Genomic DNA, 15,505 nt, shown 5'->3' on the forward strand with positions numbered 1-15,505 from the left:
TTAAAAGAAAAGACATATATCCCAAATTATAAAGGAGGTTATTCTGATGAACCACCCGAAACTCTCTAAGCTTGTGGAAGATTGGTTGCCGAATGCGACCATTGAGGACTTGCAGGCCGCAATGGAAAATGGCGAAGTGACTTCCAAAGAGCTGGTTTTGATGTATCTTCATCGTATCAGTCAATATGATAAAAAAGGGCCAACACTCAACTCGGTTCTCGAGGTCAATCCCGATGCTGTCTTTATTGCGGCCGCGCTTGACCTTGAAAGGAAAAAATCAGGTGCACGCGGTCCTCTCCATGGTATACCGGTGCTAGTCAAGGACAATATCGACACCGGTGACAACATGCACACAAGTGCCGGCTCCCTCGCATTGGAGCATCATGTGGCAGCAGAAGATTCCGCTGTTGCAAGCCAGCTCCGGGCAGCAGGCGCCGTCATTTTAGGAAAAGCGAACATGACGGAATGGGCCAATTTCATGACGGAAAAGATGCCGAATGGGTATAGCTCAAGAGGCGGACAAGTCCTCAATCCATATGGTCCTGGTCAATTTGATGTTGGTGGTTCTAGCAGCGGTTCCGGTTCTGCTGTCGCGGCCGGTTTTGCAGCGGCTGCCATCGGGACGGAGACTTCCGGTTCCATTTTGAGTCCGGCAAGCTCGAACTCAATCGTTGGGATTAAGCCTACTGTCGGACTGATCAGCCGCAGGGGGATCATCCCGATTTCCTTCAGCCAGGATACAGCCGGCCCAATGACCAAAACCGTCACAGATGCCGCTATCCTGCTAAGCGCCTTGACAGAAGTGGATGAGAAAGACCCAGCCACCCAGGCGAATCCGTCCCCTGGGATTTCCTTTACTTCCTTCCTATTAAAAGAAGGACTAAATGGAATGCGCATAGGAGTTGCTCGGGACCCATATTTCACTTACTTTTCAGATGAAGAAGGCCTCATTATGGAAGAAGCTATCGCAAGCCTTCGGGAGCAAGGTGCCGAAGTGCTCGGTTCCATTGACATACCTTTTGCTAAAGATTCATGGGATTACCATACACTTTTTTATGAATTCAAACCAAGCCTGAACGCATACTTACGCAATACTAGTTCTTCCGTTCCGATTAAGAGCTTAAAGGACCTGATAGCATTTAATGAAAATGATTCAGCCAGAATGCTGCAGTATAAGCAAACCGTCCTCGAAGAAAGTGAAAAGCACAGCGGAACATTGACCGAAGAAGAATATATTTTGAGCCGCGAAAAGGACCTTTATCGCTCAAGGGAAGCAGGGCTGGATGCAGTCATGGAAGAGCATCAACTTGATGCAATAGTAACCCCGAACAACTTCGGTGCTGGCATTCCTGCTAAAGCTGGATACCCGTCCATTACCGTTCCTGGTGGCTACACCAAGGAAGGAAAGCCGGTTGGTGTGACATTTACAGCAAGAGCTTTTGAAGAAAGCACGCTCATTCAAATCGCTTATGGATATGAACAAGCGACAAAGCATCGCAAGGCACCTAATATGCAAAAGAAAGGGGTAAACTCATGACAACAGCAACCATTACCTCCTATTTAACGGAAAACCGCCAAAGGCATTTAAATGAACTGAAGGAACTTCTTGCAATCCCTAGCGTTAGTGCCCTTCCCGCACATCATGCAGATACATTGCAGGCTGCAGAGTGGATGGCAAATTCGTTAAGGAAGCTCGGCATGGATAATGTGGGTCTGCTTCCTACAGAAGGTCATCCGATTGTTTATGGCGAATGGTTGAAAGCTGGAGATAAGCCAACCGTTTTAATTTATGGGCACTATGACGTGCAGCCTGTTGACCCCCTCCACTTATGGGATACCCCGCCTTTTGAGCCTGCAATCCGAGATGAGCGCATTTATGCTCGTGGGGCCAGTGATGACAAAGGGCAAACATTCATGCATTTGAAGGCGTTGGAAGCAGTCCTTGCCACAACGGGAACGTTGCCATTCAACTTCAAGTTTTGTATAGAAGGCGAAGAAGAAGTAGGAAGCCCGAACCTACCATCTTTTGTGGAGGAAAATAAAGAAATGCTTGCTGCAGATGTCGTCGTAGTGTCAGATACAGCCATGATCGAAGAGGACAAGCCGACCATCTGCTATGGCCTGCGCGGAATGTGCGGATTTCAATTGGATGTGAAAGGACCAAAGCGCGACTTGCACTCCGGGCTTTATGGTGGGGCCGTAGCCAACCCAATTCATGCGGTGGTGGAATTGTTGAATTCATTCCACGACGGAAATGGCGTGGTGACGGTGGATGGATTTTACGACAAGGTGGTCCCTTTGACAGCCGAAGAGAAGGCCGCTTTTGAAGCAATTGGGTTCAATGAGGCTCAAGTAAAAGAAGAAGTTGGGGTACAAGAGTTTTATGGTGAAAAAGGGTACAGTTTTTACGAACGTACATGGGTACGCCCGACATTGGAAGTGAACGGTGTGTACGGCGGGTTCCAAGGGGATGGAATTAAAACGGTCCTACCTTCCGAGGCACATGCAAAAATCACATGCCGTCTCGTACCAGATCAGGATCCAGATGAAATTCTTGCCCTTTTGCAAGAGCATGTTGCAAGGCACAAACCTGCTGGGGTGGAAATCTCGGTTTCCCTTTTTGACAAAGGGGCGCCGTTTGTGACACCTTTCAACCACCCTGCCATCCAAGCGGCAAGCCGAGCATTTGAAAAAGTTTGGGAGGTTCCGACCACTTTTACGAGGGGCGGCGGATCCTTGCCGATTGTTTCCACGCTTGATGAAGTGTTACAGGCACCGATTGTGTTGATGGGCTTCGGTTTGCCTTCGGATAATGTACATGCACCGAATGAGAATTTCAAGCTGAAGAATTTTGATAAAGGTCTTCTGACGCTTTGTGCGTATTGGGAGGAGCTGGCAGGGGTAATGGATGTGGAATGAAGCCGGTGATGGCTTGGAGTGAGGCTTTTTTGGGGGAGCTGAGATTTTTGGTGGGCTGTTTCCTTCAAATGTCCGAAGTTTTTCGGAAGTTGTCCGAAGAAGAAGTTGTCCAAAGTTTTCGCAAAGTTGTCCAACGATTTTCCTTTCTTGTCCGAACCGAAATTTGAAATGACCGAACAGCTCATCCTTTCTGTCCGAAGGGAGAGCTGTTTTGTCCAAACCCACCAGAAAACAACGGCAATCTTGTCCGAACGTTCCGCCAAAGTGTCCGAACCATTTTAAAGAGTGTCATTTTATCAATAATCAGCTAACCCTAAGGAGGTCTCTCCACACCCTAGCGTTCAAAACTACTTCCTACTTCCTCATCCCTCTCGCATCCACCTTCCACTGACCCACAACATCATCTCTTTCTACAACTGTATATGCATCAAACATATTTGCCACAGTACAGGCATGATTGGGAATGATCCTCACTTTGTCATTCAAACGCAAGTCACTGCGACTCTCAAACACAGCCACACCATGCTCTTCTGACAGCCTTTCAATCGTCAGCTCCGGATGGTCCACCACATACCCATAACCTTTTACTGAATCCAAGCCGTGTGCCCCTTTATCGAGACATAATGTCTTACTTCCAGTATCCAGAACGATTCTATCCTTATATACTCCAACAACAGAAGCCAGCACGGATAACGCACACTCCTCTCTCCTGGCTACCCCAAGCCCCACTTGGATACTATCAAAAAACACCGCATTCCCCGGTCGGACTTCAGTGATTCCCTCTACCACTCCGGCTAGTCGGTACGTTGGCGTGGAACCTACGCTTCTCACCGGTATCGGAATTCCCGCTTTCTCGCAAGCTTCTGCGCTGCTGACCACCGCTACGGCTTCTGCATTCGCGATGCGCTCCAGTTCCTTCGCGTCCCTTGCCCCATAAGAATGTCCTGCATGGGTAAAGATGCCTCCTACTCGAACCTGGGACAAAAACAATACCGCCTTAGCCAGCTCCACAGCATCTTCCCCTGGTTCCACGCCGCAACGATTCAGTCCTGAATTCACCTTGATCCAGACCTCCAAATTGTGTCCTGACTTCTCCAGGGCTTTTTGCAATAGCTTGATCTGCTCCAAGCTATCGACTGCAAGCTTCAGGTCGACTCCTTTTTGAAGCAATGCGATGGCACGCTCTATTTTTACCTGACTCGAAATCGGATATGCCACTAAAATATCCGTGATACCTGCATCTGCCATTACTTCCGCCTCTTCTAGCTTGGCGGTAGTGAGGCCGATGGCGCCATGCTCCATTTGCAGCTTCGCGATTTCTTTTGATTTGTGGGTTTTTATATGAGGCCGTAAACTCAAGCTGTTTTCTTTTGCAAAATCGCTCATTGTGAGGATATTTGCCAATAAAGTCGCCTTATCCAATAATAATGTAGGTGTATCAAGATCATTCCATTTCTGTTTCATTCTTTCTCCCTCCCCAGACCATCTTTCCCCCACTATACCACGCATAAGGAGCTGTTGAAAAATTCGCAGTAGTTGGTTTGGAAATCAGACAATCCCACATGCATACATTGAAAGAAGTAACCTGGGCAAAGGGTGAGCAGAATGGGAATAATAAACGGCAAACAGTATCTCGACCGGATCAACTCGCTTCAATCAAATGTGTGGTACAACGGGGAGCAGATTAAGGGGAATATTTCGGAGCACCCTGCATTTACCGGTGTGATGCAAAGCCAAGCAGCCTTATATGATATGCAACATGAACATAAACATAAAGATATAATGACATTTATTTCTGACACTACGGGGAATTTGGTGGGTACCTCCTTTCTTCGCCCAACCTCAAAGGAAGATTTGGAGAAAAGAAGAAAAATGATACAACTCTGGGCAAAGTCAACATTCGGTATGATGGGTCGGTCCCCAGACTATAAAAATTCTACCCTGATGGCACTGGCATCTTCGGCAGATATTTTAGAGGAACAAGGGCCACAGTTTCCTAAAAACTTAAGAAACTTTTATGAATATGCGAGAGAAAATGACCTTTCCTTCACCCACACCTTCATCTCTCCACAGGTAAATCGCTCTTCGTACCATTATGAAGATGATGAAAATATCGTGGCGGCACGGATGGTCGATAAAAACTCGGAAGGTATTGTCATAAAAGGTGCCCGTTTATTGGCAACACAAGGTGGCATCACCGATGAAATTATCATCTCCTCTTCCGGACTAAAGATGTTTGATGAGCCATTCGCGTATGCTTTCAGTATCCCAAGTAATACAGAGGGGTTGAAATTCATCTGCAGGGAATCTTTCTCTTATGATTCCTCGCAATTTAACCATCCACTTGGATCGCGTTTTGAAGAGATGGATGCTATTGTTGTGCTTGATAATGTCTTGGTACCATGGGATCGTGTATTTGTATCGGAAAATATTGAAGTGGCAAACAAGCTCTATGCCATAAGCAATTTCAAACCGCTTGTCACCCATCAGGTGGTTTCTAGACAGGTGATGAAAGCGGAATTCATTCTAGGTGTGGCACAATTACTGGTCAACACCATCGCCATTGGTGAGTATGGGCATGTGAAAGAAAAAATCAGCGAAATCATCATAGCAGTCGAAAGTCACAAAGCTTTGCTTCTTGCTTCGGAAATCAATGCCAAAGTAGATAAACATGGGACGATGGTTCCTGATGTGACCCCTCTTTCCGTCGCTATCGCTCAATTTCCAAAGGTGTATCCAAGATTCATAGAGATTCTTCAACTTCTCGGAGCAAGCGGGTTGGTGTCCATTCCTACAGAGACAGATATGGAATCACCGATACGGCCCGACATAGATCAATACCTGCAATCAGCCACGACAGATGCACAAACCCGCATCAAGCTTTTCCGTCTCGCATGGGATGTAAGCATGAGCGCATTTGGTTCCAGACAAACCTTATACGAACGCTTTTTCTTTGGTTGCCCGACCCGCTTGGCAATGGGGCTTTATCATGAGTACAACAGAAAAGAATTAGTGGATGACGTGGCAAAACAACTTGGTTGTGAAATAAAGTAAGGGTAGCCAAAAATTTAATGGCTACCCTCTTTTTTTATTTTCCAATTATTCTATAATTTAAGAGATAGGAGTTTACAAGAGAGCGAGGTATTGTTCAGAAATGGCCGAAATTAGTATTCCTTCACAAAAGAAAACCCGTAAGGTAAGAAAAGGGTGGTTAGTACTTGGGACCATTGCCGGGACCATCGGCACACTTGGACTCATATTCACCTTTTTCCCAGTACACAAACAAACTACCAAACCTTTTTTCGAAAATGGCGGAATGCCTCTTGTCATTGCTCATCAAGGCGGTGAACACCTCGCTCCTTCGAACACCATGATAGCTTTTGAACAAGCTGTCGACATGGGTGTCGATGTGTTAGAGACGGATATACATATGACAAAAGACGGGCACCTTGTTGCCATCCATGATCCGACGGTCGACCGTACCACCGACGGAAAAGGTCTTGTATCAGACCTGACCTTAGAGGAAATACAACAGCTTGATGCAGGCTATCATTTTGTGGATTTGGAAGGTAAAAACAGCTTTCGCGGCAAAGGAGTGACCATCCCGACAGTAGAGGAAATGTTTAAGGCTTTTCCGGACACACGCATAGAAATAGAAATCAAAGACACCAACCCTCCCGAAAAATACGAAGAGATTGCAAGAAAGCTATGGGAGCTTGCTGTTCAATATAAAAGGGAGGATACTTTATTGGTAGCCTCCTTCGATCAGGAGATTTTAAGCACCTTCAATAGTTTCACAGAAGGACAAGTGGCACTTGTAGGCGGCAGACAGGAAATTACTAGATTCGTCCTCTTCCACAAGTTGTTCGTCCGTAACCTCTATAAACCACAAGTGGATGCCTTTCAGGTACCCCTTCAAGAAAGCATCTTTGACCTGACCAATCAGCGACTGATTCGCGATGCACAGCGCAGTGGCGTCCAGATGCACTACTGGACCATCGATGACAAGGAGACGATGCGTTATCTCCTTGAAAGGGGAGCAGACGGAATTTTGACCAATCGTCCCGATTTGCTGCTTGAAGTGATGGAAGAGATGCGTTTTAAAAATGATGAAGCCTGACTATGATATAATGATAAGATAGTAAATATAGAAACGTGAGGCTCCCAAAATGAATGGACAAAAACGGGCAGATATATCTATTGGCCTACCAGTGAAAATTGTACTCAAACAGGATCAGCGTACAGGAAAACTGACAAGCGGCATCGTCAAAGACATCCTGACCAAATCCCCAAGCCACCCCCACGGCATCAAAGTCCGCCTACAAGACGGCCAAGTCGGAAGAGTCAAAGAAATAGACAAATAAGCAAACAAAAAAGCGTAACCCCTGCAGAAGCAGGCGGTTACGCTTTTTCGATATAATAAAGGGGTCAGACCCCTTTTATCCCTCTACCGCTTTAACGTTGTGAGGGTCAGACCCCTTTTACCCCTCTACCGCTTTAACGTTGTGAGTTAGACCCCTTAACAACCCCTCAAGCGCCTTCTCTCATCTCCTCGAGGACTTCTCGTTTTCTTCGTCTTCCTTCGATCCAGGCAAATAGCATGGCGATGAGCATGAAGGTGCTGGAGATTTGGAAGAGGACGGCGGTTTGGACAAATTGAGCCAGGATGCCGAAGATGATGCCGCTCAGTCCGATTCCAAGGTCAATGGAGGAGAAGAACATGCCGTTCGCCACTCCACGTTTGTTTTCCGGTGTCATGGATAACGTCCATGACTGCAAGGTTGGAATCAAAGAACCAAATCCTACCCCAAACAAGGCACCTGCGACAATAATGAACAGATTGGAATGCGCAAAGGAAAGCACCCACATTCCTACAAATGATAGGAACATGCACATAAGGACCAATCCACGCGGTCCATGATTATCAAACCATTTCCCAGCTACGGGACGTGACAAGGAAGCCATAATCGCATTTACAAGATAGAAAAGGAAGATCTGGTCAATTCCCCGCTCTTCCCCGAAAATAACGATAAACGTGACAATCGAACCGTATCCGAACGTTGCAATCAACGTGATAAACGCTGGATACCAGCTGCTTTTTTCCACTAAGGAGCCGAAGTAGGAAAACTTCAGGTCTTCCCTTTTCGTCTCTTCCACAGAAGCAGGCGTCTGATAGTGGACAATCGCGAGTAATCCAATTGCAATCAAACCCAGAACTGCTGATACAATGATCAGGTTAGAAAACTCGGTCACCTGATAGAGGTAGATTCCTAAACTCGGGGCAATAATCATCCCGATTGTAATCGACAATCCATAGTAGCCCATTCCTTCCCCTAATCGGGAACGGGGAATAACATCCACAGCTGCCGTTCCATTGACGGTTGTGGACCATCCCCAGGCCAAACCATGAATAAATCGGAACAAAAGGAAGATCACGACAATCTGGGACAATGGATAAATCACCGTCACTAAAAGCAAAGCGACCGCACCGATCAACACAAGCGGCTTACGCGCCCGGTACTCGAGCATGTAGCCGATAAACGGCCTGCTCAGTACTGCACCGATCGAAAATAGAGCGGTAACCAATCCAATTTCAAGACCTGAGGCCCCAAGTGATTTAATATATGGCGGAAGGGTAGGGATCAACATCTGAAACGACATGAAGACAAACAGGTTCCCGACCATCAACATAATGAACGATTTTGTCCATAGCACTTCTTTTTTCTGTAACGATACCATTCTTACACTCTCCTAATATAACTGGACCAGCCTTCTATAAAAAAGAAAAAGAATCTCCACAAACGAAGATCCCATTTCCCTACATGCATGAAAAGCTGCGTCCCACTATATATTTCGTCTGTCTAAATATTAACACAGAAGACGATGAAAAGAAATGTTAAGAACTTCCTACAACTATTTTCCCGGATGGATCAAGACCTATTATTTCATAAACTTTTTCAACATCTTGATACTTTTATCCGAATATGGCGGGTACAGAAAGCTTAAATTAAATTTCGTGCTTTTCTTCATCACACTTTTTTTGTGGGAGAAGGTGTCAAAGCTGTCTTTTCCATGGTAGGATCCAATCCCGGAAGTCCCTACTCCACCAAAAGGCAGATACGGATTGGTCAGATGGGTGACGGTATCGTTTACGCACCCGCCGCCAAAGGAGGTCCCGGCAATCACTTGCTCTTCCACCTCTTTGTCCTCAGTGAAAACATATAACGCTAACGGTTTGGGCTGATCATTGATCTGACTCATCGCATCCTTCAGGTCACTGTAAGTCAGGACGGGAAGAATAGGACCGAAAATTTCCTCCTGCATGACCTTATCCGCCCATGTGACACCATCCAGTACTGTCGGCTCCATATATAACTCCTCGCGGTTCCAGCTTCCACCTGCAACCACCTTCTCAAGATCCACCAAAGAAGCGAGGCGATCAAACTGGCGTTCATTGACCACTCGGCCATAGTCCTTGCTTTGCTTTGGATCATTCCCATAAAAGTCCAGGATCGTTTTTCTAAAGGCATTCACCAGTTTCTCCCGGACATCTTCATGCACAAGTATATAATCTGGTGCCACGCACGTCTGCCCTGCATTCATGAATTTCCCCCATGCAATTCGCTGGGCAGCCACCTCTATGTTGGCATCCTTATGGACGATACAAGGACTCTTCCCTCCAAGCTCCAGTGTCACCGGGACTAGACGTTTGGCTGCGGCCTGCATGACAATCTTTCCTACCTCCACACTTCCGGTAAAAAAGATATAATCGAACGGTGCGTGGATCAGAGCGGACGTCTCTTCCTTCGCTCCTTCGATAATACTGATATACTCCTCCCCGAAAAATTCCCCAATCATTTTCACGAGCACCCCTGAAACAGTAGGCGTAAACTCTGATGGTTTTATGACAGCACAATTTCCAGCAGAGATTGCACCAATCAGCGGCTCGAGCACCAACTGGGCAGGATAGTTAAATGGTCCGATAATCAGCACCGTACCATATGGTTCAGAGTAAACCAGACTTTTCGACCCTGCGTGGACTAACGGTGTTTTCACTTTTTTAACTTTTGCCCAGCTCTTTAGGTTTTTCATGAAAAACCCGATGCTATCGTAAATATATCCAACTTCGGATCCATACGCTTCAAAAATGGATTTTCCCAAATCCTTCTTTAAGGCATCCATCAATTCTTGTTCATATTTCTGAACAGCCTTTTTCAAAGTGGCCAGCTGTTGCAGGCGAAAATCAATATCTTTTGTTTCCCCTTTTGCAAAATAATTCTTATGGTTGGTCAACAGTCTTTTTACCGTCTCATTTATGTTGGATGTTGAAGTCGTCATATAAGATTCCTCCTGTTTCTCTTGGATTCAGATTATGTTATTTCTATTCTCTTACAAATAGAATGAATTAGACAAGTTTTTACTTGTTTTATGTTTAAAAGTTTAAACACTTAATAACAAACCGTCAAGGAATCTGGTTTGATCGACTCTATAAAAAAAGCACCTGCAAATCGCAAAAACTTTTTTGCGTCGCTAAATACAAGTTAATATGTCATTATAATTGCACTGCTTATTGCAGTGCTTTTTGTATACAAATAAACTCAGCTCAAAATGAACAGAGTTATAAATAATATATTTTGTTAGACGCTTATTCAACAATCGCCCCTAGATTACTGAATAGTGTTATTGAACTAACGCACCCGTTGAAGAATTATTGCATTGTGGTAAATGTAATTAAAAAAAATGTCACTCCTATGACTATGGAAATGCCTATACGAGTAGTTTTCTTTTGGTTTGATAAAGCTGTATCAATTATAAAGAAAGCCCCTATTGATGCCATAACAAACAGCATCTGTGCAAAATCTGATGGATTAACTAAGAATGCAAATGTAAGCAGAATAATAAATAATGTGAGTTGATAAGTAAGTTTTGATTTTTTTGATTTGAAGATGTTCAAACTTCTCACTCCTTTCTTGAAGAAACCTGCCCTTTAACGGAATAACGCTTACGTTGTATCTCGTTTTATTTTAACATAAAATTCCACTAATCCTTCAACAAAATTGCATAGCAGTTTTGCTTACCAATATTTATTGTATCTGATTTTGCAGCCTATATTGCAGGTGTATTTACTGTCTAACAATGACTATTGTCAGACAGTAAATACACCTGCAAATTAATCTATTATCTGATTGAAAAACCTTTGATATAAATAATAAATGCCTATCAAATTAGCATACAATTTGATAGGCATTTTACGTTGCATTTTCTATGTTTGCGATAGGTAACGGAACCCGTTACTGCAAGTAGGTGCTTTTCTTCAATCTTCATCTTTTATATCAATATCCTCTGGGATTGGTTCGTTCCTGACCTCTTCGACCAGTTCCTTGTATTTCTCCATTTGTTTCATATGTGTGGTGAATTGTTCTTTGTTGATTAAGTAGTCCTCGCCATCGAATAATGCGCGTATTTTCTTCTCCTGTATCAGGGTTTTGACATAGGCTTCTGAACAGGAAAGGTATTCGGCTGTCTCTTTTATGGATAAATACATAAGATCACTTCTCTTCTTTTCTATATATTAGTAGCTTACCATATAGTAGCCTTACTTCCTGGAAAAATCCAATATTCTGACATGAAACCGGTTTATTTTACAAAAATTTTTAATTTTTCTGATTAATCTGTTGTTTTTCCCTGTAAACATGATAGAATGTTTGAAATTATAATTTTCAAACAACAGGAGGAGAACAGCATGATCACATTTTTTGGGGCACTTATTTTTCTAGTATTAGGTTATATCTTTTATTCGAAATTCGTTGAACGAGTTTTTGTTATTGATGATCAGAATCCAACTCCTGCCTATACAAAAAGGGACAACTTCGATTTCGTTCCCATGCCATGGTGGAAGGGGAATCTAATCCAGCTATTGAACATCGCAGGTTTGGGACCCATTTACGGGGCAGTGCTTGGTGCATTATATGGACCGGTCGCTTTCATCTGGATTGTGGTCGGATGTATTTTTGCCGGTGCCGTCCATGATTATTTTTCAGGAATGTTATCTCTCCGACACAACGGGGCACAGTACCCGACCATCGTAGGGAAGTACTTAGGGAATGTTGTGAAGTCTTGTATCTATGTCGTTTCGCTTGTACTAATGGTACTTGTGGCAGCAGCCTTTACAGCTGGACCTGCCCAATTGATCGCACAGCTTACTCCATTAAGCTTCATGATGGCATTACTTTTGATTTTCGGGTATTTTTTATTGGCTACTCTATTACCGGTCAATCGAGTAATCGGTAAAATATATCCATTACTTGGTGCAATCCTGCTTTTCATGGCGGTCGCCATTGCAATCTCTCTATTATTCACAGATAAGCAGATCCCGAACCTGACATTTGCAAACTTACATCCGCAGGAACTTCCAATATGGCCGCTCTTGATGGTAACCATCTCTTGTGGAGCGATTTCTGGCTTCCATTGTACACAAAGTCCGATTGTTGCCTGCACGATGAAGAAAGAATCCCATGGACGCAAAATCTTCTATGGAGCAATGATCACAGAAGGCGTAATCGCCCTTGTCTGGGCCGCTGCAGGCATGACGTTTTTCAACGGAACAGGCGGGCTACAGGAAGCACTTGCCACCGGGGGGCCATCGTACGTGGTAAATGAAATTTCCATTTCCTTGCTTGGGACTCTTGGAGGAATTCTTGCAATCCTTGGTGTTATCATCCTGCCAATCACTACTGGGGATACAGCACTTCGCTCCTCTCGTATGATTTTGACAGAAGTGTTCTCCAAGTTCTTCAACATGGAGGGGAAAGTAAAAGTCCTGTTGGTTACATTATTATTGGCAGCACCAGCACTTTTCCTTGCTACCATCGATTATACATTCCTTTGGAGATATGTCGGATGGACTAACCAGCTAGTAGCAACCGTCATGCTTTGGACGGCAGCTATGTATCTACTAAAAGAGCACAAATTCCACTGGATCGCCAGCGTACCAGCACTCTTCATGACCGGTGTCGTCTGCACGTATATCTTCTATGCACCAGAAGGTTTGGGGATGGACTATAACATTTCAGTAACGCTCGGATCCGTATTAACCTTGGTAGTATTAGGTTGGTTTGCTAGTCGAGTGGTGAAGCATCGTAAAGAAAAGCATGACGGTGTGGAAAAGCGTGTGGCATAGCTCGGAAAATGAAAAAAGGAAGCCTTTAATGGGCTGCCTCAGTATGTAGACAAAGTTACTCAACCTTCAAGGTATGCAATAACCATATTGATCGTAGTGGAAGACGCGCAGACTCCTGCGGGAGGAAGGGACATGGGAGACCCCGGAAGGCATAAGCCTGAGGAGGCTCCCCGACCGCCCGCGGAAAGCGAAGCGTCTGGAACGAAGATCAATAGTTATAAGGAATTTTAAAAATAAATAGGGTTTTTCAACAGTCTGAACAGCCTTTTTAAAGGGGCGCTGCCTGTTTTTAAACCCATAAAATTACGTTTGCTCCACCTCAACCGATCTCTCTTCCCAGTTCACGATCAAGTCGAAGTATTTCAGTTTCTTATTTTCTTTGTCAAACCAAAGATCAGATTCCCTCCATGTCATTTGCAGGAACAATTCCGCCTTCGCCTTTTCACGAGCAACCCCAGTATTGGCTCCCTCTAATGCCACCACGCTTTCAAAAATCTTCACCATCAAACTGGCAATCTTTTTGGAGTAGACGGTCTGAATCTCTGGAGTGCAGCTGCCTGTAAAATCACAAAGCTCCTGCAGTCTAATCAAAGCCTGTTCGACCGGCTCCTTCGTGGAGGGTTCCAAGGTATCAATAGCAGAAAGCCTTATTCTCATAGCATCTATGAAAATGCGTTCCACCTTGAATCTACCCATCAACCTCAGCACTTCCAACCCGAGAATATTCGCTGTTCCCTCCCATACCGTCAACACTTGGGCATCTCGCAGCAGTCTCGGCGTCACGAAATCCTCAATAAATCCATTTCCTCCATGCATTTCAATTGCTTCATGGGAAAAGTGCACTGCCTGTTCTGCCGTTTCTTTTTTCAAGAGGGCTATGAGCAATCGGTTCAAAACGACCTCTTCTTCTGACACTTGCCCTTCTTTTTGCATGACGCGGTCGAATAGTGCCACTAGCTCAAAACAAGCACTCGTTTCCACCTCTTGCTTTACTGCCATGTCCAACAAAGATTCACGGATCATCGGAAAGTTGATTAATTGATCGCCAAACGTCACACGGCTAGTCGCATAGTTGCGTGCTTCCGTGTACGCTCTTTGCATGATCCCGATCGACGCAATGGCATTGCAAACACGCGACAGATTCAGAGCTTCCATCATGTAATAGATGCCTTTGGACGGTTCCCCTACAAGGTATCCCTCAGCATGATGGAAAAGGACTTCCGCTGATGGCACTGCTCGGACGCCGAGCTTATCCTTCAAGCGCCTAATTTCAATGCCATTCAACTTGCCGCTTCCATCTTCCTTCCGCCAAGGCACAGCAAACAAGCTGAGTCCCTTCGTCCCTTTTGGTGCTCCTTCCATTCTAGCCAGCACCATAGCCACCCCACACTGACCAGCGTTGGAGGCAAAATACTTTTCACCGGTCAAAAGATAGGTGCGCCCGTCCGCATTGGCGACCGCCTTCGTCTCGTTGGCCCCTACATCAGACCCGCCCTGTCGCTCTGTCAGAAACGTAGCTCCCTCTAAGAGCTCCACCTCTCCAGTCGAAATGACATGAGGCAGAAACTTATCTTTAACGTGTTGGTCCGCATAATGGTCAAGAAGGTAAGCAGTAGCCATGGTGAGGGTCACTGGACAATAAAATCCCGGTTCGGTTTGGGAAAGCAGGTAACCTTGGGCATAGGAATAAAGATAGTTTCCTTGTTGGCCGAGCTCTGGAATTTCCTTGTGCACATACCCGACGATCCCTCTATGATAAGTTTCCTCGACGGTCTTCTTGTACCCTTCGTTCACCCAAACCTCCGAAACGTCCTCGCCCAGCTTATTGTATTTGATGAGCTTAGGCTGACCTTCGCGATCGGTGTGAATTGCACGCTCATCGATTTCATTGGCACAACTAGCGCCAAACTCAGTGAGTTCTTTAAACGCCCATTCATAAAATTCAGGCTTTAAGTGCTGTTTCAGAACATGCTGCAGATGCTGATCCTCTGTGAAAAAATTACGTGTCATGCGCTTCCCCTCCCAATCTCTTTTGAAAATCTGTGTGAAGCTCCTTCATTTCCTCTTTCAGTTCGGTTAGCTCTTGAATTCGCTCTTCCACTTCCGCTATTTTCTGTGTGCCATATTCAATCGTCTTCTCAAGCTGCCTCGTGCCAGTGCGGTCTTTATCAAACAAGGTGACCATCTCTTTGATTTCATCAAGTTGAAAGCCGTACCGCTTGCCTCTGATTATCAGCTTTAAGCGGGCATACTCCCTTTTGGAGAACAGCCGCTGATTGCCTTCCGAGCGAGCCGGTTCAAGGAGGCCCAACTCCTCATAATAGCGGACGGTTCTAGTGGATATATCGAATTCCTTTGCTAGCTGTGAGATCGTGTACATGAAGAACCTTCCTTTTTTCAGAAAAT

The 15,505-nt window shown here is 45.0% G+C and carries 12 protein-coding genes; 6 read left to right on the plus strand and 6 right to left on the minus strand.

From position 1 onward, the window contains the following. Positions 1 to 46 precede the first annotated feature (46 nt). Both EKQ44_RS19570 and EKQ44_RS19575 read left to right on the plus strand, forming a co-directional pair. A complete protein-coding gene (locus EKQ44_RS19570; protein ID WP_237665237.1) occupies positions 47 to 1,537 on the plus strand; it encodes an amidase family protein in 1,491 nt (496 codons plus the stop codon). Continuing rightward, complete coding sequence (locus EKQ44_RS19575; protein ID WP_237665238.1) at positions 1,534 to 2,919, plus strand: dipeptidase; 1,386 nt, start codon at positions 1,534 to 1,536, stop codon at positions 2,917 to 2,919. The genes EKQ44_RS19570 and EKQ44_RS19575 overlap by 4 nt, the downstream gene beginning before the upstream one ends. Positions 2,920 to 3,273: 354 nt before the next feature. Here EKQ44_RS19575 and EKQ44_RS19580 read toward each other — a convergent pair whose 3' ends face one another. Continuing rightward, on the minus strand, positions 3,274 to 4,383 hold the full coding sequence (locus EKQ44_RS19580; RefSeq protein WP_237665239.1) for an alanine racemase: 1,110 nt from the start codon (positions 4,381 to 4,383) through the stop codon (positions 3,274 to 3,276). A gap of 141 nt (positions 4,384 to 4,524) precedes the next feature. Between EKQ44_RS19580 and hpaB the strand changes: the two genes are divergently transcribed. From hpaB to EKQ44_RS19595, 3 genes are all read left to right on the plus strand, one after another. Next, on the plus strand, positions 4,525 to 5,973 hold the full coding sequence (gene hpaB, locus EKQ44_RS19585) for a 4-hydroxyphenylacetate 3-monooxygenase, oxygenase component (protein ID WP_237665240.1): 1,449 nt from the start codon (positions 4,525 to 4,527) through the stop codon (positions 5,971 to 5,973). Between the two features lie 100 nt (positions 5,974 to 6,073). After that, complete coding sequence (locus EKQ44_RS19590; protein ID WP_237665241.1) at positions 6,074 to 7,039, plus strand: glycerophosphodiester phosphodiesterase; 966 nt, start codon at positions 6,074 to 6,076, stop codon at positions 7,037 to 7,039. Positions 7,040 to 7,088: 49 nt separating this feature from the next. Then, positions 7,089 to 7,283 (plus strand): YwbE family protein, encoded by a 195-nt coding sequence (locus EKQ44_RS19595; RefSeq protein WP_237665242.1) that lies wholly within the window; start codon positions 7,089 to 7,091, stop codon positions 7,281 to 7,283. A 166-nt stretch (positions 7,284 to 7,449) separates the two neighbouring features. Here EKQ44_RS19595 and EKQ44_RS19600 read toward each other — a convergent pair whose 3' ends face one another. The 3 genes from EKQ44_RS19600 to EKQ44_RS19610 all read right to left on the minus strand — a co-directional run bounded on the left by EKQ44_RS19600 (position 7,450) and on the right by EKQ44_RS19610 (position 11,464). After that, positions 7,450 to 8,658, minus strand: coding sequence for an MFS transporter (locus tag EKQ44_RS19600; RefSeq protein ID WP_237665243.1), 1,209 nt, complete (start codon positions 8,656 to 8,658; stop codon positions 7,450 to 7,452). Positions 8,659 to 8,859: 201 nt separating this feature from the next. Further along, on the minus strand, positions 8,860 to 10,236 hold the full coding sequence (locus EKQ44_RS19605) for an aldehyde dehydrogenase (RefSeq protein ID WP_237665281.1): 1,377 nt from the start codon (positions 10,234 to 10,236) through the stop codon (positions 8,860 to 8,862). A 997-nt stretch (positions 10,237 to 11,233) separates the two neighbouring features. After that, positions 11,234 to 11,464 carry an excisionase family DNA-binding protein gene (locus EKQ44_RS19610; protein WP_237665244.1) on the minus strand — a complete coding sequence of 77 codons (231 nt, stop codon included), beginning with the start codon at positions 11,462 to 11,464 and terminating at the stop codon, positions 11,234 to 11,236. A gap of 198 nt (positions 11,465 to 11,662) precedes the next feature. Here EKQ44_RS19610 and EKQ44_RS19615 point away from each other — a divergent pair, with 198 nt between their 5' ends. Next, the gene (locus EKQ44_RS19615) at positions 11,663 to 13,099 is read left to right on the plus strand and encodes a carbon starvation CstA family protein (RefSeq protein WP_237665245.1); all 1,437 of its coding nucleotides are present in this window, start codon (positions 11,663 to 11,665) and stop codon (positions 13,097 to 13,099) included. A 303-nt stretch (positions 13,100 to 13,402) separates the two neighbouring features. Here EKQ44_RS19615 and EKQ44_RS19620 read toward each other — a convergent pair whose 3' ends face one another. Then, complete coding sequence (locus tag EKQ44_RS19620) at positions 13,403 to 15,109, minus strand: acyl-CoA dehydrogenase family protein (RefSeq protein WP_237665246.1); 1,707 nt, start codon at positions 15,107 to 15,109, stop codon at positions 13,403 to 13,405. Then, complete coding sequence (locus EKQ44_RS19625) at positions 15,099 to 15,479, minus strand: MerR family transcriptional regulator (protein ID WP_237665247.1); 381 nt, start codon at positions 15,477 to 15,479, stop codon at positions 15,099 to 15,101. Before EKQ44_RS19625 ends, EKQ44_RS19620 begins: the two co-directional genes overlap by 11 nt. Positions 15,480 to 15,505: the final 26 nt, after the last annotated feature.

This window comes from Sutcliffiella horikoshii, assembly GCF_021991925.1.
In the GTDB taxonomy this organism is placed as follows: domain Bacteria; phylum Bacillota; class Bacilli; order Bacillales; family Bacillaceae_I; genus Sutcliffiella_A; species Sutcliffiella_A horikoshii_F.